Source organism: Euzebya tangerina (genome assembly GCF_003074135.1).
GTDB lineage: Bacteria > Actinomycetota > Nitriliruptoria > Euzebyales > Euzebyaceae > Euzebya > Euzebya tangerina.
Window position 1 is genome coordinate 281499 of sequence record NZ_PPDK01000002.1, and the last position, 25326, is coordinate 306824.

The window sequence follows — 25326 nt, forward strand, 5'->3', positions numbered from 1 at the left end:
TGGCGGCCATCCCCGACGAGATGAGGCACCAGTGGACTTTCGCGACACGGCCGAGGAGGCCAGCTTCCGCAAGGAGGTGGCGGGCTGGATCGAAGACCGACTGGCTCACATCCCCCACGAACATCCCGCCGATCACGATGCCAAGACCGATAACGCCCGGTGGTGGCAGGAGCAGCTGGCCGACGGCGGCTACCTCGGCCTGACCTGGCCGGAGCAGTACGGCGGGAAGGGCATGCCCATCGCCTATGAGGCGATCCTGAATGCCGAGTCGGCCCGGCGGCACGCACCCTTCGGCATCAATGGCCTCGGGGTGATCCTGGCTGGCCCGACGATCCTGGTCCACGGCACCGAGGAGCAGAAGGCCTTCTACCTGCCGCGCATCCTGAACGGCGACGACATCTGGTGTCAGGGCTTCAGCGAGCCCGGTGCCGGCAGTGACCTGGCCGGGCTGTCGACCCGCGCCGAGGAGACCGGTGACGGCTGGGTGGTCAACGGCCAGAAGGTCTGGACCTCGTTCGCCCACGCCGCCAACCGCTGCATGCTGCTGGCCCGGACCACCCCACAGGCCGAGACCGGGTCCAAACATGAGGGGATCAGCTACCTCCTGGCCGACACCGACCAGATCGACATCCGGCCACTGGTCATGATCAACGGCGACGCCGACTTCAACGAGATGTTCCTCTCCGACGTTCACGTCCCGCAGGACCGACTGCTGGGGCAGCAGGGCGGGGGTTGGAAGGTCGCCCTGACGACGCTCGGCTTCGAACGAGGGTCCTTGGCGTTCGTCCTCTCCGCAGAAGCCGAGGCGGCCCTGGAGGAGCTGACGTCGCGCGTGATCGACGCGGGACTGGCCGACGAGCCCGATATCGCGCGGGAGGTCGGTCGCCTGGCCGCTGACGTCCGGTCCCTGTCGCTGACCACGACGAGGCAGATGTCTGCGCTGATGCAGGGCGAGACGCCCGGCGGGGATGGGTCCGCGGTGAAGCTGGCCTGGGCACAGACGATGCAGGCCGTCACCCGGCTGGCGGTCCGCAGCGGCGGAGACGCCGGGGTCACCGAGGACGGGCGGCGCGATGCCGGCTGGATCTCAGGGTTCCTCCGGGCCCGCGGCAACTCCGTCGAAGGAGGCACCGACGAGGTGCAGCGATCGATCATCGCCGAGCGGGTTCTTGGCCTTCCCAAGTCGCGATAGGAGTACCCGATGGACGCAGTACTCACTGAAGAACAACTCGCCATCGCCGATGCCGCTAGGGGACTGGCGGCGGACGGGTTGGTCGCCGCACGCACGCTGCTGGACGGCGGCGACCTCCCCGCGCAGCCGACCAGATCGCTGTACGAGGGGTTCACCGGCCTCGGGGTCGAGGAGGCCGCCGGCGGCGCCGGCGGATCGCTGGTCGACCTGGCCCTGGTGGCTCGTGAGCTCGGCCGGACCGTCTGCCCCACGCCGTGGCTGACCCACCAGATGGCCCTGCACGCCGCTGCAGCCGCTGGACTGGACATCACGGACGGGATGCGCGCGGATGCCCGCTGGGTCGTGGTGGATGAGGACCCCACGTTCGTCAGGGACGCCCTGTTCGGCGGGACCCCGGCGGAGGTGGCCGTGCTCCTCGACGATGACGACGTGTCGCTGCACGCCGTCGGGCAGATCACCCCTCGGCGGGCCATGGACCCGAGCCGGCCGGTCGCCGAGATCGAGCTGGGGCCGGTCATCGCACAAGCCGAGCAGGGTGCGGGTGAGGCCCGACGACGCGCACAGGCCATCCTGGCCGCCTCGCAGGTCGGCACCGGTCTCGGCGCCGTGGAGCGCGCCGCCGCGTACGCGATGGACCGGCAGCAGTTCGGCAAGCCGATCGCGATCTTCCAGGCCGTCGCCCATCAGCTGGCCGAGGCCTGGACCCAGGTCGAGCTGGCCTGGTCACTGGTGCTGTACGCCTGCTGGGCCGTCGGCAGTGGTGAGGCCGACGCGGCCGCAGCCGTCGACGGGGCGGTCGGCAAGGCCGGCAACGCCGCCATCTTCGCCGCGGAGCGGGGCATGCAGGTGCACGGTGGGATCGGCATCACCTGGGAAGCCGACCCCCATCTGGCCCTCCGTCGCGCCATGGGGGATGACGCCTGGCTGCGTTCGGCCCGCGACGCTGAGCTGGCCCTCGGCCGGTCACTGCTGCACCAGTAGACGGAACGAGTAGGCCGAACGAGTAGGCCAAGTCAGCGCAGACAGAGTCAGCTCAGTCCGACCACGATCGGAGTGTCTCGAGCAGCCGCTGCTCGCCCGGCTTGAGCGGCCCGTAGTGCTCCATGACCCAGGACCAGTACACCTCGCCGGCCCGCTGCACCTCCGCAACCAGGTCCTCCCGTCGGCAGGTTGCTCGTCGCGTGTCCTCTCCGGCGACCGTGCTCACCAGCACGCGGTCCCCGCCGATCCTCCCCAGGCGCAGCTGGATCGGCTGTGACGGGTACAGGATCTCACCCTCGCCGGTGGTGAGCAGCTTGTCGACCGCGGTGACGAAGAACGGCCACAGCCAGTCCAGATCGTCCCACCAGGCGCGATCCATCACCGGCTGCCCGTCGATGAGCAGCTCGACGACACCGCGGACGTGGCTCCACGTCCCGGCCGGAGGCACCGACTGCTCCAACGGAACGGTGCTGTCGTCGTCGCGGAGGAGGAGCACGGAGATGGTGACCGGAGACATGCCCTAGGGAGGATAGAACTGGCCGATGTGACCGTTGCCCACCCCGAGCACGTACTCGACGCCGTCGACGACCCCACGGACCTGGCCGAAGCCATCCCCGATCTCGATCAGCTCGTCCCGGTTCTGCCGCACGACCTCGGCGATGGCGTTCTCGACGTCCTGGATGGACATGGCCGGGTCGAAGAAGGTCTGCGTGGGCCGCGTCGACCCATCCCAGTACTCCGGATGGTGCCGCTTCAGGATGTGGTCCATGTCGGACTTGCCCAGCAGGAAGGTCTCACTGCCCAGGGTGAAGCGGCGACTCTGCCAGTTCCTGAGCGCCAGCAGGCAGTCGTTGTGAACCAGCACATCAGTCGGACCGGCGACGACCCGGTAGGTGTGGAGGTCAGCGACTTCGAGGTTGTACATCGGCATCCGACCGGCTGGTCCGGTGACGCCGGCTGTCGGCACCCACTCGCCCAGCGCGCCCAGCAGGCGCGCGTCGCCGCCGAGGTCAGCCGCCGGGGTCCAGCGACGATCGACGGCATCCCAGAAGGGATGGTCGGGAGTCGTCACCAGTTCGTGCCCCTCGATGTCGAGCGCCACCGCGTCATCCAGGTGGCGGAACACGTGGGTGACCCGTCGGGGGCCGGCCTGGCCGGTGAGCGGATCCTCGGACCACACCAGGTCACCGATGGCGATCCGGGCGATCGGCAACGCGGTCCCGTCGGCCATCCTGACGGGCGTCGACCCGGGAAAGGAGCAGGCGTCGGCGACGTCGTCAGCGACTCGGATCACGTCATCGCCGGACCGACCGGCATCGGCTGCGATGTCAGCGACATCGTCCACCGCTCGTGTGGCGTCGACGGCGGACTCCCCGATCAACCCAGCAGCTCGTGCGCCATCCCCGTAGACCGGGATCAACCCGACCAGGATCAGCCCGAGCGACACCTCGTCACCGGTCTGAACGGCCCGGACACCGTCCCTGATGTCGCCGACCACGATGATGCTCGACACGGTCTGACCCGTGATGCGGATCCCCTCGAGGATGATGCTGTCCTCGCCGCCGCCGTAATCACCGAGCACCAACCCGTTGATGAAGGCGCCGCCCCCGCTGAGGAGACCACCGCCCACCGTGCGGGCCCCGTCCGCGATGGTTCCGAGGATGCCGCGGCCCCCACCGTCGTCCCCCGACACCGGGTTCCCGTCGGCGTCCAGAACGATGCCATCCTCGCCCACCGAGCAGCCGCCACCGGTGACGTCGCACACCTGCTCCTGGACCGTGCTGGTCAGGAACGTCGCGAGGTCACCGCCGCTCGTCGCAAGCAGGGTCAGGACGGCAACGATCACCGCCCCCACGCCAAGCCACTCCATGGTGGTCTGGCCGTCCTCCCGACGGAGCAGCAGCAGGCGACTGGTCACCGTCCCAGCGTCACCGGTTGGGCATGGCCGTGCGTAGGTCTGGGGGCCCAATCTGCGCGGCCACGAGGCCCAATTGCGGCCTGGGCCGGCCCATTCCGTCGTGGGCCCCGGTCGGCGGGTCGTGGGCCACGTGCGCGGAGCGAGCCATGATTGAGGCATGTCGCAGCGCCCGCTGACCAGCAACCGTGGACGACTGATCCTCCTCGGCATCGCCGGGGTTGCGGTTGTTGCTGCCCTGCTCGCGGCCGTGGGAGCCTCGACCCGAAGCGCAGAGCAGGTCAGGATCGCCACCAACGAGCAGACGGTTCGGATGGCCGTGACCTACGCCGATGACCGAGGCGACGCCTTCAGGTTCGGCCTGCCTGACGGTGTGGCCCGGGACGAGGGCCGCGACACGCTTCTGCCGCTGGTGTTCTCACCGACCGAGTCGGCGCCGGTTCGCTGGAGCGTGGTCCTCGATGTGCGCCCGGTCGATCAGCCGCTGGAGGAGATCGTGTCGGAGGACAGCCTGGCCGAGCGGCTGCCGGGTTACGGGGACGGGCGGAGCTTGCTCCAGGCCGCCACGGCCGTCCCGCTCGCCGGCCATCCGGCGTGGACCTACACCACGTTGGATGCCGACGGCGAGCCGTTCGTCGTCCAGACCGTCATCGCCGATCGCGACGGCCGCCGCGTGGTCGTGGCGTTGGCCGTGCCCCAGGCCGACGCCGACGTCTTCGCGGACCAGCTTGCGGTCCAGGTGCTGAGCGAGTGGGCTTGGTTGAGCTGAGGCCCACATCCCGTTCCGACCGCCGGTTAGCATCCGGCCATGGCCGACACCTACCGCGCAGTCTACGACCACGCCGCCGCCGACCCGGCGGGCTTCTGGCTCGAGCAGGCCACGGCGATCGACTGGGACACCGCTCCGCAGACCGCACTCGATGACAGCCGTCCGCCGTTCTACCGCTGGTTCCCCGACGGCCGCCTGAACACCTGCTTCAACGCCGTGGATCGGCATGTGCGGGATGGGCGGGCAGACCAGCCGGCCATCGTGCACGACAGCGCCTACACCGGTGAGGTCACCACCCTGACCTACGCCGACCTGCTGGACCGGGTCAGCCGGCTGGCCGGCGGTCTGCGCGAGCGGGGTGTCCAGCAAGGCGACCGGGTCATCATCTACATGCCGATGATCCCGGAGGCGGTCATCGCCATGCTCGCCTGCGCGAGACTCGGGGCGATCCACTCCGTGGTCTTCGGCGGGTTCGCCGCGAAGGAGCTCGCCACCCGGATCGCCGATGCCAAGCCCTCTGCCATCATCGCCGCCTCGTGTGGCCTCGAGCCCAGCCGGATCGTTGCCTACAAGCCCCTCGTCGACACCGCCATCGAGATGGTGGAGGAAGCAGACCGACCCGCGGTCGTCGTCGTCAAGCAACGACCGCAGGCCACCGCGGCGATGGGGGAGCGCGACGTCGACTACGACGAGGTCGCGGCCGCCGAGCCCGTCGAGTGCGTGACGGTTGCCGCGACCGATCCGCTGTACATCCTCTACACGTCGGGGACGACGGGAACTCCGAAGGGGGTGGTGCGCGACAACGGTGGCCATGCGGTGGCGCTGGCCTGGTCCATGGCGAACGTCTACGGCGTGCAACCCGGCGAGGTGTACTGGGCGGCCTCGGACGTCGGCTGGGTGGTCGGGCACTCCTACATCTGCTACGGACCGCTGATCCACGGCTGCACCAGCGTCATGTTCGAGGGCAAGCCGGTCGGGACACCCGACGCCGGCGCCTTCTGGCGCGTGATCGCCGACCACGGCGTGGCCGTGCTGTTCACCGCACCCACGGCGTTCCGGGCGATCAAGCGGGTCGATGCCGATGCGGTTGCGTTGCAGGGCAGGGACCTCGGGCCATTCCGGACGCTGTTCCTGGCCGGCGAGCGGTGCGACCCCGACACCCTGGAGTGGTCAGGTGAGATCCTCGGCGTGCCCGTCATCGACCACTGGTGGCAGACCGAGACGGGATATCCGATCTCCGCCAACCCGATGGGCATCGAGCAGTTGCCGGTCAAGCCAGGGTCGGCCACGGTGCCGATGCCCGGGTGGGACGTGCAGATCCTCGATCAGGCCGGTGAGCACGCAGAGCCTGGCGAGATCGGCAGTGTCGTGGTCAAGCTGCCGTTGCCCCCAGGCGCCTTCCCGACGCTGTGGAACGACGAGGAGCGGTACGTCTCCTCCTACATGTCCCGCTACCCCGGCTACTACCTGACGGGCGACGCCGGCATGATCGACGCCGACGGCTACCTCTCGATCATGAGTCGGATCGACGACATCATCAACGTCGCCGGGCACCGTCTCTCCACCGGGGCGATGGAGGAGGTGCTGGCCGGGCATCCTGACGTCGCCGAGTGCGCCGTCATCGGGGTCGCCGACCCGATGAAGGGGGAGGTGCCGATGGGGTTGGTGGTCCTCAAGGCCGGGGTGGAGATCAGCGAGGAGCAGATCCAGGCGGAGCTGGTCCAGCGCGTCCGGGACGAGATCGGCCCGGTGGCGGCGTTCAAGCAGGCGGTGGTCGTTGGTGGGCTGCCGAAGACCCGGTCGGGCAAGGTGCTGCGGAGGACGGCCAAGGCGATCGCGGAGGGGGAGCCGTACACCACTCCCTCGACCATCGAGGACCCGGCCGTCCTCGACACCCTGAGCGACCGGATCGCGCCCTGACCCACGTGTGCACGATCGGGGCCTGACCCACACCTGCGTGGGGCATCCCCCGATCGTGTCGAATCCTGGGGTGTTCAGCCAGCCGATGGGAACGGCCAGCCGTTGGCCTGGCAGGCCCCGATCCCACCCGTCTGCTGCATCATCACCGGTGCCAACGCCCCGGGCTGGGTGCAGAACTCGTGGCCGTGTCCCAGGCCATGGCCGACCTCGTGATTCACCAGGTACTGCCGGTACACCGTCAGGTCGGCGTGGAACGGCGGGACACCGAGGTTCCAGCGGTCCAGGTTGAGCATCGCCCGGTACCCGTCCCAGCACGACACGCGACCCCCCGTCGAGAGGCCAACCCGCCCGCAGAAGTCGTCAACCGTGGCGGGGCGGGCCACCACGACGCGAATCCGCGCCCGCTGGTCCGGTCCGACCCGGCGGAAGGAGACCGCACCGTCCGCGGTCCAACTGCGCTCATCGGACAGGATCGCGGAGACCTCGGCCTCCACCTCGTCGATGTCCAGACCGGTCTCGGGCTCCACCTCGACGGAGTAGGTGTAGAGCCGGCCGGTCAGCCCCACCCGGTTGTCGGTGCCGCCGGCGACGATCCACCCCTCGTCGGACACCCCGTCCAGCGGGTCCAGCCCCACGACGCTGTCGAAGGTGCGATGGGCCACGCGCCCGGCGGCAGTCACCTCGGTGGTGATTCGGATTGCCGTCGGGGTCCGGTTGTTGGCGCGCTCGAGTGCCACGGGCAGGGCCGGTCGGTCACCGGCAGTCCAGGTGGCGACGCCGTCCTCCACGGTGACGGTGCCGGGCCACTCATAGGCCAGGACCTGCACGTGGATGCTCGCATCGGAGATGCTCGCCGGACTGGACACCGTGATGCTCGGGGCCTCGGCCGTGGCGTCCAAGAGGGCCTGCACCTCCGGTGGGTCGGCGCCGTCGACGACCACCCGGCGCAGCTGATCGCGGAGCTCGTCGACCTGGCGGCTGTCGATCGTCGGCTCGCCCTGCTCGACGGCCGGGGCCGACGGCAGCAGCGGGGGGACGACCAGGGGGCGCGGGATGACGACGGCTCGGGCGGCACCGTCGACCGCAGTGGCGGTGGCGAACGCCGGCAGCCCTGACGACCGCAGGTCGATGGGCCCGCCCGGGTCGAGCGGCGCGATCACGGTCACGCGGTCCGGTCGGGCGGAGCCGACCCAGGTGGCCGCTGCCCGTGAGCCCAGCAGCACCGGACGGTCCGGTGTCGAGAGTGCCGCCATGAGGACCGCGCGAGGCCGGTCGGTGACGTCGGAGACGACCAGCGCCTCCTGCGCCGGAGCCGGCTGGACCTGACGTGGACTGACGTCGGTGTCGGCGGGCAGCGCCTGCCGGATCAGCTGCTGCTGACCCTCGGACAGCCCATCGGCCAGCAGCGCCGTCTCCGTCGCGTCCAGGCGCTCGCGGGCGGTCAACGAGAGGGCGCGGTCGATCAGCAGCAGATCGGTGCCGAGATCCGCGGCGGCCACGGCCGCGCTCAGTGCCTCGGCCAGCGGACGGGCGGGGCCGACCAGCAGGCCCGGAGCCGCCGGGGCGTCCAAGCTGCCCAGGTACTCCTGGACGGCCAGGGCCACCTCCGGCCCCGAGCCGCCGGCCAGTCGCCGGAAGGTCAGGCCGACCTCGGTGATCTGCTGGCCGATGTCGGCCCCGATGAGCGACTCGTCACCAACCAGCAGCACCGGCGCGCCCGTCCGGCGCAGCGCCGCCCAGTTCGACAGCGACAGCCGCGTGCCGGCCATGGGCACCAGCTGCCCACCGGTCCGGCGGAGCAGGACCGGCAGAGCAGCCAGGGCCTCCGGGTCGTCGGTGTTGACCACCACGGATGGGCCGTCGGCCGGGGCGGTGTCGAAGCGGTCGAGCAGCGCCTCGGCGTCGTCGCTGATCGTGTCGATCTGCAGGCCGCTGGCCACCACCTCCCACTGCCGCAGGACGCCGGCCTCGCCGACACGGACCCCGATGCGATGCGACCCGGCGGGCAGCGTGACCTCGATCCCCGCCAGGTCCGTCAGGTCGCCGTCCGGGTCAGCGACGGGACCGTCCACCGGTTCGTCGTCGAGCAGGAACGTGACCTCGTCCTCGCCGGCATCGATGACGCGAGCAGCCAGCACGACAGGGCCGGCCGAGACCAGGGAACCCGGGGCCGGCTGCGGGTCCAGGACCTGCGGTCCCTGGGCGAAGGCCAGGTCCTCCACCGGACCGGCTGGCGGCGGAAGGGCTGTGACGGCCACCAGCAGCGCGCACAAGGGCAGCAGCCAGGGCACAAGCCCTGACCACCGCTGTCGGCGCTCTGGTGACACCGGGGGAGTGTGGCGCACCCGGTGCCGATTTCGATGGGACCGCTACGACGGCCGGACCGATACGGCTGGCGGAACCCTAGCGACCGTTGGGGTAGGGCCAGCCGTTGGCCACGCAGCCCTGCAGCCCCTTGGACTGCTGCGACATTACCGGGGCGAGCGTCCCTGCCTGCGGGCAGGTGACGTGGCCGAAGCCGAGGCCGTGACCGAACTCGTGGTTGACCAGGTACTGCCGGTAGACCGTCAGGTCCGTGTGGAACGGTGCCACCCCGGTGTTCCACCGGTCGAGGTTCAGCATCGCGCGCCGGCCATCCCAACAGGACAGCCTGCCGCCGGTGTTCAGGCCGACGCGACCGCAGAACCCGTCCACGGTCGACGGCCGGGCGACCACCACGCGGATGTTGGCCTGCGCCGGGTCACCGACTCGCTGGAACGTCCAGCCTCCGCGTGCCGTCCAGCCACGGTTCGGCTCGGACAGGATCGACTCGGCCTCTGCGGCCACAGCGCCGAGGTCGAGGCCGGTGGCGGGTTCGATCTCGACGGTGTAGCGGACCAGTCCACCGCCGGTTCCGACCACCGGACCGGTGCCACCCGCGACCTGGAACCCCTCGGCAGAGGTCACGCCGGCAGTGATCAGATCGATCTCTTCCTCGACCGAGAAGTGACGGAGATGGTCGTCAGCTTCGGCCACCCCGGTGGCCAGCAGCACGGCCGAGCCATCCGACCCGGTGACGGCCGGTCGAGCGCCGGGCACCCAGATCAACTGCTGCTCGTCCAGTTGGACCTCACCAGGCCACTCGATCCCGTCGAGGGAGACCGAGATGGCCGCCCGTTCCAGGGGCCGGTCGCTGTCGACCACGATCCGGCTGGTGTCGTCCACCGACACCTCCAGCACGGGACCCCGGGTGCCGTCGATCGCGGCAGCACGGGCCGCCCGTGCGGTGAAGCCGGACCCGGCGGCGACGACTTCGGTGGGACGTTCGATCGCGACCACCCGGCTGGCCTGACCGGCATCCAGCACCAGCCCCACGTCAACGGCCGAGGAGCGGGTGGCGAGCAGCGCAAGACCCGGATCCGTCTCCGCGTCCACGGTCCACAGACCGTCCCGGTCCACGCGACGCGTGTCGACCTCGGCAACGCGGTCCGCACCCAGACGGTCGCGCAGTTGGGCCGACACGTCCGGGGAGAGGCTCGAGGCCAGCAGCACCGGTGGGCCCGACTCCAGCAACGCCGTCGTCTCGGGCTCGACCTCGCCGTCCTCCACCACCAGCAGGGCGGTGTCGTTGGCCGCGGCGTACGCGGCCGCCTCCAGCGCTGCCGGCAACGGCGCGGCTGGTGCGACCAGCAGCGGACGTGGGCGGGCGGCACCACCACGGACGAACACGCGTTGGGTTCCGAACGCGGCTGCGGCATCAGCGGCAACGGCGGCCGCCGACCCGGTGCCCACGCGCCGGACGGTGTAGCCCGTCTCCTCGAGGGCCGCCACCACGTCCCTGGAGAGCGCATCGAACCCGCCGAGCAGGATGATCTCGTCCCCGGCATCGCGCATCTGCCCGATGGCATCCAGCAGGTCCTCGCCGACCTCACCGTCGATGACCGGCAGCAGTGCGGCTGCCAGGCCACGGGCGACGGTTGCACCCGAGAGCGCCAACTCGGGCCGGTCTGGATTGACCAGCACCACCGGCCGGTTGCGGGTGACGTCGCCCGACGCCGCCAACGCGACTGCCAGGGGATCATCAGGCAGTTGGACCGCTGTGATGTCTGCGGCGTAGACCGGCCAGGCACGGACCTGGTCACCGCCGACGGTGACCTCGAAGGTGTGGACTCCGGCCTCCAAGGTCACCGTGATCCCGGCCTCGACGTCCCCGTCCACCGTCTGCCCGTTGACCACCAGTCGCGCCTGATCAGTGCCCGCGACGTCGGCGGAGACGCGGACGGCGCCAGCCTCGACGACGCTGTCAGGTTGCGGCATCGGCGACGTCACGACCACGCCCTGGGCGGACGGCTGCGCCAGCGGTGCGAGCGCAGCCAGCAGGCCGACCGCGATGGCGACGGCGACAGCGGCGCGCCATGGACGCAGCCGCCGAGTGGACACAAGACGATCCATCCTGGACAGCCTGCCAGCAGCCGCTCGGATCGCCGCGTCTCAGCTGTCCGTTCGACTGCCCCGACCCAGCTGCGTGACTGCTAGTGTGCCGCCGAACCCGAACGCCCCTTTAAGCCGGATCCGTGAGTCCGGGAAGGAGCCACACACCCATGAGCAGAGTGATGTCCGAGGTGGACATCGGCCGCGCGGTCACCCGACTGGCCCACGAGATCGTCGAACGCGAGGCCGCCGCAGCGGATCCGTCCGCCTCGCTGATGCTGATGGGCATCCAGACCAGAGGGGTGCCCCTGGCTGAGCGCCTGGCAGCCCGGATCGCCGAGATCGAGGGCTCGACCGTCCCACAGGGTGTCCTGGACGTGACCCTGTACCGCGACGACTACGCCCGGACGGGGCCGCTCCCGCTGGGCCGGACCCGCTTCCCCGGTGCGGTGGATGGGCGGACGGTGATCTTGGTCGATGATGTGCTCTTCACAGGTCGGACCATCCGTGCCGCCATGGACGCGGTGATGGACCAGGGTCGCCCAGCTGCCATCCGGCTGGTGACGTTGGTCGACCGAGGACACCGGGAACTGCCGCTCCGTCCGGACTTCGTCGGCAAGAACCTGCCGACGGCACGTGGCGATGACGTCACGGTGCGACTGGCCGAGGTCGACGGGCTGAACGAGGTTGTGGTGAGCAGGGGCGTCGAGGGCGCCGCGGGGGAGGAGTCGCCGTGATCCGGGACCTGCTGAGCATGGAGGATCTGAGCGCCGAGCAGATCACACGGATCCTCGACACCGCGGAGGAGTTCAAGGACCTCGCCGTCCGGCCCATCAAGAAGGTGCCGGTCCTGCGCGGACGGACCGTCTGCAACCTCTTCTACGAGGACTCGACCCGCACGCGGATCTCCTTCGAGGTGGCGGAGAAGCGCCTCTCGGCCGACGTGATCAACTTCAGCGCGAAGGGATCCTCGGTCTCCAAGGGGGAGTCGCTCAAGGACACCGCGCTCACGCTGCAGGCCATGGGTGTGGACGCCATCGTCATCCGTCACTCCGCCGCAGGTGCCCCCCGCCGGCTGACCGAGTGGGTGGACGCGAAGGTGCTGAACGCAGGCGACGGTCGCCACCAGCATCCCACACAGGGGTTGCTGGACCTCTTCACCATCCGGGAGCGGCTGGGACACCTGGAGGGGCTGCGGGTCGCGATCTGCGGAGACGTGGTGCACTCGCGGGTGGCGCGCAGCCTGGTGCAGGGGCTGGCGACGATGGGCTGTGAGGTCACCCTGGTCGGGCCGCCGACCCTGCTGCCCCCCGGCGTGGAGTCATGGCCGGTGCAGGTGAGCCACGATCTCGACAGCGTCCTCGACGCGCTCGACGTCTGCTACCTCCTGCGGGTCCAGAACGAGCGGATGGCCGAGCAGTTCTTCCCCTCGGCGCGGGAGTACGCAAGGATCTGGGGGATGGACATCGAACGGCTGCGTCGTCTGCCGGAGCACGGCATCGTGATGCACCCCGGGCCGATGAACCGTGGTGTCGAGATCTCCGCGGACGTCGCCGACGCGGACCAGGCTGTCATCGTCGACCAGGTCACCAACGGTGTCGCCGTCCGGATGTCGTGCCTGTACCTGATGCTCGGCGGGGAACAGCGAAGCGGGGAGCAGCGGTGAGCGACAAGCGCACCTTCACGCTGGCCGGCTGCCGGGTCGTCGACCCGGCCAGCGGCACCAGCCGTCTGGCCAACGTGGTCATCGAGGGGCAGACGATCCGCTCGGTCGGTGAGGAGTCCGCGGGGCTGCGGATCGAGTGCGACGGACTGGTCTGCGGGCCGGGCCTAGTCGACCTCTCGACCCACCTGCGTGAGCCGGGCCGTGAGGACGCCGAGACCATCGAGACGGGTACTCGGGCCGCCGCTGCCGGGGGGTACACCGCCGTCTGTGCCCTGCCGACGACCGACCCCGTCATGGACCACGCGGGCATCGTCGAGCAGGTCCTGCGCCTGGCCCGGGAGGCCGGTCACTGCGAGGTGGTCCCGGTCGGGGCGATCACCCGCAACCTTGATGGCGCAGAGCTCGCCGAGATGGGCGCCATGCACGCGGCGGGGGTCCGGGCCTTCTACGACGCCGACCACCCGATCCTCTCGGCGCAGGTGCTGCGCCGCGCCATGATCTACGCCAAGACCTGGGACGCCATCGTCATCAACCACGCCGAGGACTCCGCCCTCACCCGTGGTGCCCAGATGAACGAGGGGCCGCTCTCGACCCGCCTGGGCTTGCAGGGCGCTCCCCGGGAGGCCGAGGAGATCATGATCGCCCGGGACCTCCTGCTGGCCGAACGGGTGGGAGCCCGGATCCACGTGCCCCACGTCACGACCCGCCGCGGAGTCGGCCTGATCGCCGAAGCCAAGGCCCGCGGGGCCCGGGTGACCGCCGACGTCACCCCCCACCACCTCGTGCTGGACGAGTCCGTCCTCGAGGACTACGAGACCCGCTTCAAGGTCCGGCCGCCGCTGCGGACCCCGGATGACATCGCCGCGCTCCGGGACGGTCTGCAGGACGGCACGATCGACGCCATCGCATCGGACCACGCCCCGCTGCCGGCCGATGACAAGGACACCGAGTGGGACACCGCACCGGCCGGCTCGACCGGCTTGGAGACGACCCTTGCGGTGTGCCTGACGGAGCTGGTCGACGCCGAGGCCGAGCCGGACGATCGCGGAGCGGGGACGTTGTCGCTCCTGGAACTGCTCCAGCTGCTCTCCGTGGGACCGGCCAAGGCGCGCGACATCACCGAGCACGGTCAGGCCATCGCCGCCGGTCGCCCGGCCAACCTGGTGCTCTTCGACCCCTCCCGGACCTGGGCGGTGGACGCGACGTCGATGGAGACTCGGAGCAGGAACTCCGCATTCGACGGACGGTCGGTCCGCGGACACGTGATCCACACGGTCCTGCGGGGCCGCTTCACCATGAACGACGGCCGAGTGGTCTAGTGGCCTGTCGTTCGAATCTCTTTGGCATCCGCGGTCCCCGCATCACCGCTGGACTGCGTTGCGCTCGCTTGAATGACCCGCCATGCGGCGGCATCGCGCGCCTTGCCAGCGGCGCGCGGCTGACCACGGCTGCTGCAAAGATCTTCTCCTACAGACCACCTGGAGCCCTCGATGACAACAACAGCAGCAACGCTGGTCCTGGAGGACGGGACCACCTTCCGTGGCGAGAGCTTCGGCGCGGTCGGGACCACCACCGGGGAGGTCGTGTTCAACACGGCGATGACCGGCTACCAGGAGGTCCTGACCGACCCCTCCTACCACCGGCAGATCGTCACGATGACGTACCCGCACATGGGCAACTACGGCGTCACGCCGGCCGATGACGAGTCGGGTCGCGTGCAGGTGGCCGGGTTCATCGCCCGCGAGGCCTCGCGGGTGTACTCGAGCCACCGGGCTGAGATCTCGCTCGACGAACGGTTGGCCAGCGCCGGCGTGGTCGGGATCGCCGAGATCGACACGCGCCGGCTGGTCCGCCACATCCGCCAGGCCGGGGCGATGCGCGGTGTGATCTCCACCGAGATCGGCGACACCGACGAGTTGCAGCGCCGGGCCGCGGCGGCCGACTCGATGGAAGGTGCGGAGCTGGCCTCGGAGGTGTCGACGCCGGAGCCCTACGACTCTCCTGCCGTCGGTGAGCAGCGATTCCGCGTCGTCGCCTACGACTTCGGGCTGAAGCGCAACATCACCCGGCTGCTGAACGCGGCCGGCTGTCACGTCACGGTGGTTCCCGCGACCACGTCGGCGCAGGACGTGCTGGCCCACGAGCCTGATGGTGTCTTCCTCTCCAACGGACCCGGCGACCCGGCTGCGGTCCGCGCCGGCATCGCCGCCATCGCAGAGATCCTGCCGACGGAGACCCCGGTGTTCGGGATCTGCCTGGGCCACCAGCTGCTGGCCAAGGCCGCTGGCGCACAGACCTACAAGCTCAAGTTCGGCCACCGGGGCGCCAACCACCCGGTCCGCAACGACGCGAAGACCCTGCTGGCCAGCGACCCGACGTTGACCGGGCTGGAGGCCTTCGTCCGCGCCGCCCAGTCCATCGAGATCACCTCGCAGAACCACGGCTTCAGCGTCGACGCCGACAGCCTGCCGACCGACGGGCCGATGGGCCGGGTGGTCCAGACCCACGTCAACCTCAGCGACTGGACCAACGAGGGCATCGCGCTGACCGACCTGCCGGCCTTCAGCGTCCAGTACCACCCCGAGGCGGCGCCGGGGCCCCACGACGCCCGCTACCTGTTCGGCCAGTTCACCCAACTGATGGCCGATCGCTCACCCAACCGCCCGTCCTCGACAGCCGCAGGGAACTAGACCCATGCCCAGACGCGACGACATCGACAGCATCCTGATCCTCGGGTCGGGCCCGATCGTCATCGGCCAGGCCTGCGAGTTCGACTACTCCGGCGCCCAAGCGTGCAAGGTCCTGCGCGCCGAGGGGTATCGCGTGGTCCTGGTCAACTCCAACCCGGCGACGATCATGACCGACCCGGAGTTCGCCGACGCCACCTACATCGAGCCGCTCACGCCCGGGTTCGTGGAGAAGGTCATCGCCAAGGAGCGGCGCGAGCGCCCCGACGAGAAGCTCGTGGTCCTCCCGACGCTGGGCGGCCAGACCGGCCTGAACGCAGCGGTGGACCTGGCCAAGCAGGGCACGCTCGAGCGCTACGACATCGAGCTGGTCGGGGCGGGCCTCGAATCCATCGACCTCGCCGAGGACCGCCGGGCCTTCAACCAGGCGATGACCGAGATCGGGCTGGAGCAGGCCCGAGCCGGGCGGGTCTCGATCGGCCGCGACCACGATCTCACCCAGATCCCGGCGGCCATGGAGCAGGCCCGTGCCCTGGCCGAGGAGTTCGGCTTCCCGGTGCTGGTCCGTGCCTCCTACACACTGGGTGGAGCGGGATCCGGGGTCGCCCGGGACCCCGAGCAGTTCAAGCGGATGGTCGCCGAGGGGCTGGAGGCAAGCCCGATCGGGGAGGTCCAGATCGACGAGTCGCTGCTCGGCTGGAAGGAGTACGAGCTCGAGGTGATGCGCGACAGCAAGGACAACTGCGTCGTCATCTGCACCATCGAGAACCTCGACCCGATGGGGGTGCACACGGGCGACTCGATCACCGTCGCGCCCTCCCAGACCCTGTCCGACGCTGAGTACCAGGTCATGCGCGAGGCCGCGTTCGCCGTGCTCCGCAAGGTCGGCGTGGCCACCGGCGGGTCCAACGTCCAGTTCGCGGTCAATCCCGAGGACGGCCGCATGGTCGTCATCGAGATGAACCCGCGGGTCAGTCGTTCGTCCGCCCTCGCGTCGAAGGCCACCGGCTTCCCGATCGCCAAGATCGCGGCGTTGCTCGCGGTGGGCTACACCCTGGACGAGATCCCGAACGACATCACCGGGTCGACGCTGGCCGCCTTCGAGCCGTCCATCGACTACGTGGTCACCAAGATCCCCCGGTGGGCCTTCGAGAAGTTCCCGGGGGCCGACGTCGAACTGGGCACCCAGATGAAGTCCGTCGGGGAGGTCATGGCCATCGGGCGCACCTTCAAGGAGTCGCTGAACAAGGCACTGCGGAGCCTCGAGAACGGCACGATCGGGCTGACCGGCCGTGGGGGAGAGGCCGGCGGTCGAGTCAGCACGTTGGACCACGACGAGCTGGCTCGCGCCGTGGCCCGGCCCACCGCCCACCGGATCCACGACGTCGACGCCGCGCTGACGCGGGGCTGGGCGCCGGGCGAGGTGGCTCGGCTGAGTGGGTACGACCCGTGGTTCGTGGATCAGATGCTGCAGATCGTGGAGCTGCGCCGAGCGCTGCGCGGGTGCGAGCTGCTGGCCAACGTCCCCTCCGCCATGCTGCGGGCGGCCAAGCGGATGGGGTTCTCCGACGCCCTTATCGCCCAGGTTACGGGCACGACGGAGGCGGAGGTGCGCCAGCGGCGGCACACCATCGGGCTGCGGCCCGTCTACAAGACGGTCGACACCTGTGCGGCGGAGTTCGCGGCCACGACGCCGTACTACTACTCCACCTACGAGGAGGAGAACGAGGTCGTCCCGACGGACCGGAAGCGGGCGATGATCCTCGGGTCGGGGCCGAACCGGATCGGGCAGGGCATCGAGTTCGACTACGCCTGCGTCCACGCGGTCTTCAGCATGCAGGACGTGGGCTACGAGGCGGTGATGGTCAACTGCAACCCGGAGACCGTCTCGACGGACTATGACACCGCCGACCGGCTGTACTTCGAGCCGCTGACGCTGGAGGACGTTCTGGAGGTCGCCCACGTGGAGGGCGTGGTGGCCTACTCGGGGCCGGTCTCCTCCACCCCGAATTCGACACGATCGGGGCCTGACCCCCATATGCGTGGGTCAGCCCCCGATCGTGACCAATTTCCGGGGATCGCCGGAGCGCTCGTGCAGTTCGGCGGCCAGACGCCGCTCAAGCTTGCCCACGAGCTGGAGGCGGCCGGTGTCCCGATCATGGGCACCAAGCCGGCCGCGATCGACCTGGCCGAGGACCGGGGCCGCTTCAACGCCATCCTGGACCAGCTCGGGATCGCCCAACCCCCCGGCGACATCGCCCGCAGCGTGGACGACGCGCTGTCGATCGCCGACCAGATCGGGTTCCCGGTCCTGGTCCGCCCCTCCTACGTCCTCGGCGGCCGGGCCATGGAGATCGTCTACACCGCCGATCAGATGCGCGAGTGGTTGGACGCCAACGCCGGCGAGGGTGACGTCCTGGTCGACCGGTTCTTCGAGAACGCCGTCGAGGTCGACGTCGACGCGGTCTACGACGGCACCGATGTCTTCGTCGGCGGGATCATGGAGCACATCGAGGAGGCAGGGATCCACTCCGGCGACTCCGCCTGCGTGGTGCCGCCCTTCACCCTCGGCATGGCTCAGCAACGCCAGTTGCGCGACCACACGCGGGATATCGCCGCCGCCCTCGGCACCCGGGGACTGATCAACATCCAGTTCGCCGTCCGCGACTCCGAGATCGTGGTCATCGAGGCGAACCCGAGGGCCAGCCGGACCGTCCCGTTCATCTCCAAGGTCACCAGCGTCCCACTGGCCAAGGTGGCGGCCCGGGTCATGGCCGGCGAGATGTTGGCGGACATGGACCTCGGGCCTGACGCGGTCGAGGGCACCCCGCTGCCGTACAACGCCGTGAAGGAGGCCGTGTTGCCGTTCAATCGGTTCCCCGGCGTCGACACGCGACTCGGCCCCGAGATGCGCTCGACGGGAGAGGTCATGGGCATCGACCACAACTTCGGCATCGCCTTCGCGAAGTCCCAGGCGGGGACGGGGTCCATGGTGCTGCCCGCCAAGGGCACCGTGTTCTGCTCACTCGCGACCAGGGACAAGCGGGCCATGATCTTCCCGATCAAGCGGCTGGCAGAACTCGGGTTCGAGGTGATCGCGACGGTCGGGACCGCCGAGACGCTGAGCCGTGCTGGCGTCCGCACCACCGTGATCGGCAAGTACTCCGACGGCGGCGAGTCCGTCGTCGACCTGATCAACGACGGTCGCGTCGACCTGATCCTCAACACGCCGACCGGCATCGGCGCCCGCGCGGACGGCTACGAGATCCGCACGGCGGCGGTCTCCCACGGCGTGCCGTGCGTGACGACCCTGCCGGGCATCCTCGCCGCCATCCAGGGGATCGAGGCGCTGCAGGCGGACGGCGGCGGCGTCGCACCCTTGCAGGAGCACCACACCAACCTGGCCTGACACACTCGGATCGGCCACAAGATCGCTTCTCACCAGGAGGTCGCTGATGTCTGAGCCGCACCCCGGGCCAGCCCCGCTGCTCGAATCCGGACTGCGGGCCCCTGACTTCGTCCTGCCGGTCGTCGGCCAGGGGCGACCGACACGGTTCTACGGGGCCGCAGGGGGCGAACCGCTCATCCTGCTCTTCGGCCGCGAGCGGTTGTCGATCCACCGGCTGTCGGACCGTCCCGGCGATGACGACCCGATCGAACCTGCGCCGACTCTGGACCTGGTCGACGCGGGCGGCAAGGTCGCCGGCCAGTACGGTGCGCAGCCAGGCGACGTGATCGTGCTCGACCCGGCTCTGCGGTGTCTGGGGGCACTTCGGCCCGAGCAGGTGCCCGACGACCCGATCCAGCCGGCGGAGACGTTCGCCGACACCGGCCTCCGTGCGGCCGTCGCCAGCCTCATCTCCAAAGTCTCGACCGCCGACCGCCAGATCGTGGCCGCGCAGGCTCCCGTGCTCCTGATCCCCAACGTCCTGACGTCGGCCCGCTGCCGGTGGCTCATCGACCTGTGGTCAACGGGCGGCGCCGCCGAGACCGGCGTCGAGATGACGGAAGAGGAGACCCGCGCCGACGTCATCAACGCCAAGCGCAAGCGCCGACGCGACCTGATCATCCAGGACCAGGGCACCACCAACGTCATCGCCCAGATCGTCGGCAAGGCCGTCATGCCGGAAGTGCGGCGTGCCTTCGCCTACCGCGCCACCCGCTTCGAGGGGTTCAAGGTCGGCAACTACCACGCCGACTCCGATGGCTTCTTCAGCGCCCACCGCGACAACCTGAGCCCCGCCACGCTCCACCGGCGGTTCGCGCTCAGCCTCAACCTGAACGACGCCTACGAGGGTGGCGAGGTGCGCTTCCCCGAGTACGGCGACCAGCGCTACCGTCCCCCGGCCGGCGGCGCCCTCGTCTTCTCCGGCTCCCTCCTGCACGAGGTGCTCCCCGTCACGGCCGGGGAGCGGTTCGTCCTGCTGTCGTTCCTGTACGGCGACGACGTGAAGCGTTCTGCGACGGCTTGATCGTGCGTTGGCGAGCGACTTCTCTCACCTGGCGATCTGCGTGAGTCGACTTGATGGGTGGGATCGTCGCGCGAAAAAGTGAGCGGCTTCACCGCGAGTTTCCACGGGGTCCACGAGAGTGGTATCGGCAGCCCGGGCACCGGGCTGCGTGGTGGCAGATGTGGCAAACGGCCGCCGCAAGCATTCCGCCCCCGTGCGTTGTCAGTGAAACGCCCTGTATTCCAGCCGGGACAGCAACCCCAGCGGGTCTTGAGTGTGACGAGTTTCCGCACGCATCAACAGCTGAGGGAGGTGCCGTGGGTAGTAACAGCACTGGGCTGTATCCCAACATCCAACTCATCGATAGGGTGGAGAACCGCAGGGAAGGCAGCAATCTGAACAGCTTCTACACTGCGTGCGGTATCCAGCAAGACCAGCCGTTCCTGGTCGTTCCCCTGCCGAGCACCGTCACCACGACCGATCTGCGGACGGGATGCTTCGGCGGCTCGCCGACCGGAGGCGTGTCGGTCTGTGATAACCCTCCTAGGAGCCTCTGAGCGTGTCTGATCTCGATGAGGCCATCGGTCGGCTCACACGGGCGCTGCGTGCGCATCATCCGTTGGTGTTGCAGGGGCTGAAGCCGCCGCTGCCGCCGGATGATGTACGTGACCGTCTGCGCATCGTCGGTCCGTACCACCCTGATGCCGCGAGGTGGTTCGAGTGGCACAACGGCACCACGGCCGACTTACTCGGATTGGAGTGCTACTCGGCCGACTTCATGGCCAATGACTCGGTCAATGAGACGTTCCTCTCCCGCCATCCGGTCGGCAGTGTCATGATCTTGTCCCAGGGCCTTGTGACCGTCGCGGTGGCGCCGGACGGCACGGTCCGCCTCCAGCGATATGACGGGCAGGAGACGTGGGAGAACCCACGTTGGCCAGACCTTGCGACGATGTTGGGGCACTACAGCGAGTTGCTGGAGGAGCGACTGGTCGTGTGGGATCCCCGGGGTGAGTACATCTTTGACTGGCCATTACCTGAACGGTACGTCGGGATGATGTAGCTGTGCACCGCCTCCTCCGCCGCCGGAGGGCTGGTCCGAAACCGCGTTAGGCTGTCGCAGTCACATGAGCAGCTTCATCACCCGGACCGGTGCCACCCGGACCGCACGGGGACAGGGTCCTGCCTTCCAAGGTCGCGATCACGGCCCGCTGCGCGAGCAGTGCGAAGTGCTGCAGTACCGCAAGATCGGGCGGTACCACTCCCTGACCTTCGTCAGCCCCGAGATGGCCGATCGAGCCAAGCCCGGGCAGTTCGTCTCCATCGGCGTGGAGGGCAAGCACACGGTGCTGCGCCGCCCGTTCTCCATCTACCAGGTGTCCCGACACGGCCCCTGGGCCGGCACGGTCGAGATCATCTTCACCGAACAGGGCGAGGGGACCCGGTGGCTGACCACGCGGGCGAAGCACGACCTGGTCGACCTCGTGGGTCCACTCGGCACCCCCTTCCCGATCCCGCAGCAGCACGTCACCTCGCTGCTCGTCGGGGCGGGCTACGGCACCGCCACGCTGCTCTACCTGGCAGGCGTCCTGCAGACCAAGGGCCTCCGGGCCGACATGATCATCGGTGCGAAGACCGCCGATGACATCTTCAACGCCATCGAGGCCAAGCGACTGTCGGCGACGACGGTCTTCACGACCGAGGACGGGTCACTGGGGGAGGAGGGCAAGGTCACCGACGTCATGGTCCGCATGCTGGAGAGCGGACGGACCGGGCTGGTCTACGCCAGCGGTCCGATGCACGTCCTGCGCGAGGTCAGCCTGCTGGCCACCTCCCACAACGTCCCCGTGCGGGTGGCGACGGAGGAGGCCATGGCCTGCGGCACCGGGGTCTGCCAGACCTGTGTCCTGCCCGTCGAGCGGAAGGGCCAGCTGTACAACCTGCGGGGCTGCGTCGAGGGGCCGGTGTTCAACGGCGCCAAGGTGCGCTGGGACGCCATCGGCGCCCTGCCCGTCATGGATGTCCCCGAACATCCGGAGTGGGCCGCCCCCGACCCCGATGCGCTGCCGTGACCCGCACGGGAGCCATCCGGGCCCAGAACGTCGACCTGCGGGTGCAGATCGGCGATCTGGTCCTCGCCAACCCGATCGTCAGCGCCAGCGGCACGTTCGCCTCGGGCCAGGAGATCAACCAGTTCTTCGACGTCAACCAGCTGGGCGCCGTGGCGGTCAAGTCGATCACGATGGAGCCCCGAGCCGGACTGCCGACACCGCGCATGGCAGAGACCGCCAGCGGCATGCTGAACGCGATCGGCCAGCAGAACCCGGGCCTGGAGCACTGGCTCCGAGTGGACTACCCCTGGCTGGTGCGCAACGGCGTGGCGATCATCGCCTCGATCACGGGTGAGTCCACCCACGAGTATCGCGTGCTGGCGGAGAAGCTGCGGGGTCTCGACGGGATCGTGGCCATCGAGGCCAACATCTCCGCCCCGATCGACGCCCGCGAGCCAACGATCGTGGCCACCGACCCGGGTGCCACGCACGAGGTCCTCTCGAGCATCATGCGCGTGGCCACGGTGCCGGTGCTCGCCAAGCTCTCCCCGGACGTCACCGACATCGTGGGGGTCGCCCACGCGGCGGCGGAGGCGGGTGCCGCCGGCGTCAGCGTGATCAACACCGTGCTCGGCATGGCCATCGACGTCGAGACCCGACGACCCAAGCTCGCAGCGGGAGCTGGGGGCCTCTCCGGGCCCGCCATCAAGCCGATCGCGATCCGCGCAGTCCACCAGATCCACTCCGTCCTGCCAGATCTGCCGATCATCGGCATGGGCGGCGCGCGGACAGTCGAGGACGTGGTCGAGTTCATGCTGGCCGGAGCCAGCGCCGTCGGGATCGGTACCGCGACGTTCTCCAACCCCCTGGCCACGCTGGAGATCGTCCAACAACTCCCCGAGTGGCTCGCCGAGCGCGGCATCCAGCACGTCCGAGCGTTGACCGGAGGTCTGAAGCTGTAAGCCTCTCAACACGTACAGTAGGCGACGTGACCCACGCCGCGCAGCCGAACGTGCTTCTGGTCGAGGACAACCCGGGCGACGTCCTCGTCGTCACCAGCGCACTCAAGTCGGCGTCGGTGGCCAGTCGACTGCACGTCGCCAGCGATGGCCGGGAAGCGCTCGACTTCGTCCACCAACGTGGCGAGTACGCCGACGCGCCGCGGCCGCGGCTGATCTTCCTGGATATCAATCTGCCCCGGGTGGACGGGCACGCGGTGCTCCAAGAGCTCAAGAACGACCCGGACCTGCGGCGGATCCCCGTGGTCATGTTGACCTCGTCGGATGCCGACGACGATGTGGTCGCGGCCTACTCCAACCACGCCAATGCCTACTTGCTCAAGGGCTTCGACTTCACTCGTCTGGAGGAGTTGTTGCAGGAGTCCGTGGTCTACTGGTTGACCCGCGTTGTCTCTGCTGACACCTGACGGGGCCGCCCGTTCGACCGACCAGTCCCCGGTCAGGTGGGCCAGGTCGGAGCTGATCACCGTCGTGCTCGGGTTGGTCCTCACGGCGGCCCTGGCCTCTGTGCTGCTGCAGGCGGCACGGACGGCGGTACAGGACGAGTTCACCCTGAGCGCCGAGGTGGCCGTCGATCAGCTGATCGATGAGGTCCAACGGGGCGTTGCCGTGGCCGAGGCTGTGCGCGGGCTCGTTCTGGCGTCCGAGGAGGTGTCCGCCGCCGAGTTCTCCACCTTCGTGGCGCAGTTGCGCGTCGGTGAGCGATTCCCGGCCGCCGGCGGCGTCTCGGTGGTCAGCGTCGTGGAGCCGTCCGGGGTCGAGGCCTTCGAAGCCGCAACCCGGACGCTGGGTCAGGACAACTTCGCCGTCCGGCCCGAGGAGCCGATCGGGGACACCCGCTGGGTGATCCGCTACATCGAGCCGCGGGAGACCAACGCCGAGGCCATCGGGTTCGACATCCGGGCCAACCCGGACGCGCTGGAGGCAGCCGACCGGGCTGTCCGGACGGGCGAGCCGAGCATGACCGAGCCCATCACCCTGGTCCAGGAGAGCGCTGACCAGGCAGGCCTCGTCGTCTACGCGCCGGTCTGGCGGGATGAGCAAGCGGGCCTCCCGGACGCGTTCACCTCCATCATCTTCCGCGGCACGGATCTGCTGGTCGGGACCTTCGAGAACGAGCAGGACCTGGCAGTCACCGTCACCGACACCGCTGGTGGCGGCCCGGCCGGTGGCGGCCTGGTCGGGACCACCCTGGCCGACGACCGCACCCCGGACCACACGACCACGCTGGTTCGGGAGGTGTTCGGCCGTGAGTGGGCCATCCGCGTTGATGCCGTCCAGGGCTTCGACACCCCGATCGCGCTGGCCGTCGGTTCAGTGATCGCCGGCGTCCTGCTCACTGCCGCCCTGGCGCTGCTGTTGCACAGCCTCCGCCGTCGTGAGCAGCTGGCGACCGCGATGGCTGAGGAGGCCACCGCAGGGCTTCGCGCATCGGAGGCCGAGCTGGCTGACGCCAACACCAGGCTCGAGCGGAGCAACGCCAACCTCACGCAGTCCAACGCCGACCTGACCCGGTTCGCCCACGTCGCCTCCCACGATCTTAAGGAGCCACTGCGCATGATCGGCGGGTTCCTCGGCATCCTGGAGACCAGCCTGCGGGACCGCCTGGGCCCGACCGAGCTCTCCGAGACGGAGGAGACCTCGCTGGTCCACATCAAGCGCGGCGTCTCGCGGATGCAGGAGCTGATCACCGACCTGCTGGAGCTCGCAGCCGTCAGGCACGTGAAGCGGGAGGAAGTCGTCGACGTCGCCGGTGAGGTCGAGCGGGTGCTCGAGGTGCTGCAGACCGAGCTCGACGAGATCGACGGCCGCGTCGAGGTCGGCGAGGTGGCTGGTGTTGTCGCCGACCCCCGTCAGATCCGGCCGCTCGTGCAGAACCTGATCAGCAATGCCGTCAAGTTCCGCCGACCGGATCGCCCACTGCTCGTCAGGGTGTCAGCTACACACGACGACAGGTCCTGGCGACTGGCGGTGGCCGACAACGGGATCGGGATCGAGCCGGAGCACCGCGCCGAGGTGTTCGAGGCGTTCACCCGCCTGCACTCACGCGACGCCTACGACGGGACTGGAGTCGGGCTCGCGATCTGCCAGGCCGTGGTCCACTCCTACGGCGGATCCCTGCGGATCGATGACGGGATCGACGGCGGGGCGATGATCAGCGCCACGATCCCCCAGGACGGCGAGCCCACCGGTGGCGAGACCTCAGGTGGCGAGACCTCAGGTGGCGGGGCCTCAGGTGGCGGGGCCGAGTAGGCCGGTACGCTC

20 protein-coding genes are annotated in these 25326 nt (G+C 69.6%); 16 read left to right on the plus strand and 4 right to left on the minus strand.

All coding sequences use genetic code 11. The features are described 5' to 3' along the window. Positions 1-31: 31 nt before the first annotated feature. Positions 32-1192 carry an acyl-CoA dehydrogenase family protein gene (locus tag C1746_RS17090; protein WP_116715977.1) on the plus strand — a complete coding sequence of 387 codons (1161 nt, stop codon included), beginning with the start codon at positions 32-34 and terminating at the stop codon, positions 1190-1192. 9 nt (positions 1193-1201) lie between these two features. After that, complete coding sequence (locus C1746_RS17095; RefSeq protein WP_116715978.1) at positions 1202-2173, plus strand: acyl-CoA dehydrogenase family protein; 972 nt, start codon at positions 1202-1204, stop codon at positions 2171-2173. A 52-nt stretch (positions 2174-2225) separates the two neighbouring features. On the opposite strand, the gene C1746_RS17100 is transcribed toward C1746_RS17095, so the two are convergent. Then, positions 2226-2690, minus strand: coding sequence for a hypothetical protein (locus tag C1746_RS17100; RefSeq protein WP_116715979.1), 465 nt, complete (start codon positions 2688-2690; stop codon positions 2226-2228). Positions 2691-2693: 3 nt separating this feature from the next. Beyond that, on the minus strand, positions 2694-4091 hold the full coding sequence (locus tag C1746_RS17105) for a polymorphic toxin-type HINT domain-containing protein (protein ID WP_162867884.1): 1398 nt from the start codon (positions 4089-4091) through the stop codon (positions 2694-2696). A gap of 157 nt (positions 4092-4248) precedes the next feature. On the opposite strand from C1746_RS17105, the gene C1746_RS17110 reads away from it, so the two are divergent. After that, the gene (locus C1746_RS17110; protein ID WP_162867885.1) at positions 4249-4857 is read left to right on the plus strand and encodes a hypothetical protein; all 609 of its coding nucleotides are present in this window, start codon (positions 4249-4251) and stop codon (positions 4855-4857) included. 39 nt (positions 4858-4896) lie between these two features. Continuing rightward, on the plus strand, positions 4897-6777 hold the full coding sequence (locus C1746_RS17115; RefSeq protein ID WP_116715982.1) for a propionyl-CoA synthetase: 1881 nt from the start codon (positions 4897-4899) through the stop codon (positions 6775-6777). 74 nt (positions 6778-6851) lie between these two features. Here the strand turns inward: C1746_RS17115 and C1746_RS17120 are convergent, their stop codons facing one another. Together C1746_RS17120 and C1746_RS17125 are read right to left on the minus strand one after the other, a co-directional pair. Continuing rightward, entirely contained in the window at positions 6852-9104 is a 2253-nt protein-coding gene (locus tag C1746_RS17120) for a DUF3152 domain-containing protein (protein WP_162867886.1), read from the minus strand. Between the two features lie 76 nt (positions 9105-9180). Continuing rightward, on the minus strand, positions 9181-11208 hold the full coding sequence (locus C1746_RS17125; protein WP_116715984.1) for a DUF3152 domain-containing protein: 2028 nt from the start codon (positions 11206-11208) through the stop codon (positions 9181-9183). 149 nt (positions 11209-11357) lie between these two features. On the opposite strand from C1746_RS17125, the gene pyrR reads away from it, so the two are divergent. From pyrR to C1746_RS17185, 12 genes are all read left to right on the plus strand, one after another. Then, positions 11358-11924 (plus strand): bifunctional pyr operon transcriptional regulator/uracil phosphoribosyltransferase PyrR, encoded by a 567-nt coding sequence (gene pyrR, locus C1746_RS17130; protein ID WP_116715985.1) that lies wholly within the window; start codon positions 11358-11360, stop codon positions 11922-11924. Further along, positions 11924-12853, plus strand: a complete 930-nt coding sequence (locus C1746_RS17135; RefSeq protein ID WP_116716211.1) for an aspartate carbamoyltransferase catalytic subunit — start codon at positions 11924-11926, stop codon at positions 12851-12853. Before pyrR ends, C1746_RS17135 begins: the two co-directional genes overlap by 1 nt. Positions 12854-12873: 20 nt before the next feature. Continuing rightward, positions 12874-14172, plus strand: coding sequence for a dihydroorotase (locus tag C1746_RS17140; protein WP_116716212.1), 1299 nt, complete (start codon positions 12874-12876; stop codon positions 14170-14172). A 171-nt stretch (positions 14173-14343) separates the two neighbouring features. Beyond that, positions 14344-15543 carry a glutamine-hydrolyzing carbamoyl-phosphate synthase small subunit gene (gene carA, locus C1746_RS17145; protein WP_116715986.1) on the plus strand — a complete coding sequence of 400 codons (1200 nt, stop codon included), beginning with the start codon at positions 14344-14346 and terminating at the stop codon, positions 15541-15543. Positions 15544-15547: 4 nt separating this feature from the next. Then, positions 15548-18949 carry a carbamoyl-phosphate synthase large subunit gene (carB, locus tag C1746_RS17150; RefSeq protein WP_116715987.1) on the plus strand — a complete coding sequence of 1134 codons (3402 nt, stop codon included), beginning with the start codon at positions 15548-15550 and terminating at the stop codon, positions 18947-18949. Positions 18950-18995: 46 nt separating this feature from the next. After that, entirely contained in the window at positions 18996-20012 is a 1017-nt protein-coding gene (locus tag C1746_RS17155; RefSeq protein WP_116715988.1) for a 2OG-Fe(II) oxygenase family protein, read from the plus strand. 158 nt (positions 20013-20170) lie between these two features. Beyond that, positions 20171-20548: a NucA/NucB deoxyribonuclease domain-containing protein gene (locus tag C1746_RS23235; protein ID WP_162867887.1), complete on the plus strand. Its 378-nt coding sequence runs from the start codon at positions 20171-20173 to the stop codon at positions 20546-20548. A 2-nt stretch (positions 20549-20550) separates the two neighbouring features. Further along, the gene (locus tag C1746_RS17165; protein ID WP_116715990.1) at positions 20551-21054 is read left to right on the plus strand and encodes a hypothetical protein; all 504 of its coding nucleotides are present in this window, start codon (positions 20551-20553) and stop codon (positions 21052-21054) included. A 64-nt stretch (positions 21055-21118) separates the two neighbouring features. Then, the gene (locus C1746_RS17170; protein WP_116715991.1) at positions 21119-22063 is read left to right on the plus strand and encodes a dihydroorotate dehydrogenase electron transfer subunit; all 945 of its coding nucleotides are present in this window, start codon (positions 21119-21121) and stop codon (positions 22061-22063) included. Then, positions 22060-23004, plus strand: a complete 945-nt coding sequence (locus tag C1746_RS17175; protein WP_205711960.1) for a dihydroorotate dehydrogenase — start codon at positions 22060-22062, stop codon at positions 23002-23004. The genes C1746_RS17170 and C1746_RS17175 overlap by 4 nt, the downstream gene beginning before the upstream one ends. A gap of 26 nt (positions 23005-23030) precedes the next feature. Beyond that, positions 23031-23468 (plus strand): response regulator, encoded by a 438-nt coding sequence (locus C1746_RS17180; RefSeq protein WP_116715992.1) that lies wholly within the window; start codon positions 23031-23033, stop codon positions 23466-23468. Continuing rightward, positions 23449-25314, plus strand: coding sequence for a CHASE domain-containing protein (locus tag C1746_RS17185; protein WP_116715993.1), 1866 nt, complete (start codon positions 23449-23451; stop codon positions 25312-25314). Before C1746_RS17180 ends, C1746_RS17185 begins: the two co-directional genes overlap by 20 nt. The last annotated feature ends 12 nt before the right edge of the window (positions 25315-25326 follow it).

Bases quoted from the DNA above. Each gene is read 5' to 3' on its own strand.
- C1746_RS17115 (WP_116715982.1), top strand. From the start codon at position 4,897: ATGGCCGACACCTACCGCGCAGTCTACGACCACGCCGCCGCCGACCCG.
- carA (WP_116715986.1), top strand. From the start codon at position 14,344: ATGACAACAACAGCAGCAACGCTGGTCCTGGAGGACGGGACCACCTTC.
- C1746_RS17125 (WP_116715984.1), bottom strand. From the start codon at position 11,208: ATGGATCGTCTTGTGTCCACTCGGCGGCTGCGTCCATGGCGCGCCGCT.
- C1746_RS17155 (WP_116715988.1), top strand. From the start codon at position 18,996: ATGTCTGAGCCGCACCCCGGGCCAGCCCCGCTGCTCGAATCCGGACTG.
- carB (WP_116715987.1), top strand. From the start codon at position 15,548: ATGCCCAGACGCGACGACATCGACAGCATCCTGATCCTCGGGTCGGGC.
- C1746_RS17170 (WP_116715991.1), top strand. From the start codon at position 21,119: ATGAGCAGCTTCATCACCCGGACCGGTGCCACCCGGACCGCACGGGGA.
- C1746_RS17110 (WP_162867885.1), top strand. From the start codon at position 4,249: ATGTCGCAGCGCCCGCTGACCAGCAACCGTGGACGACTGATCCTCCTC.
- C1746_RS17100 (WP_116715979.1), bottom strand. From the start codon at position 2,690: ATGTCTCCGGTCACCATCTCCGTGCTCCTCCTCCGCGACGACGACAGC.
- pyrR (WP_116715985.1), top strand. From the start codon at position 11,358: ATGAGCAGAGTGATGTCCGAGGTGGACATCGGCCGCGCGGTCACCCGA.
- C1746_RS23235 (WP_162867887.1), top strand. From the start codon at position 20,171: ATGTGGCAAACGGCCGCCGCAAGCATTCCGCCCCCGTGCGTTGTCAGT.
- C1746_RS17095 (WP_116715978.1), top strand. From the start codon at position 1,202: ATGGACGCAGTACTCACTGAAGAACAACTCGCCATCGCCGATGCCGCT.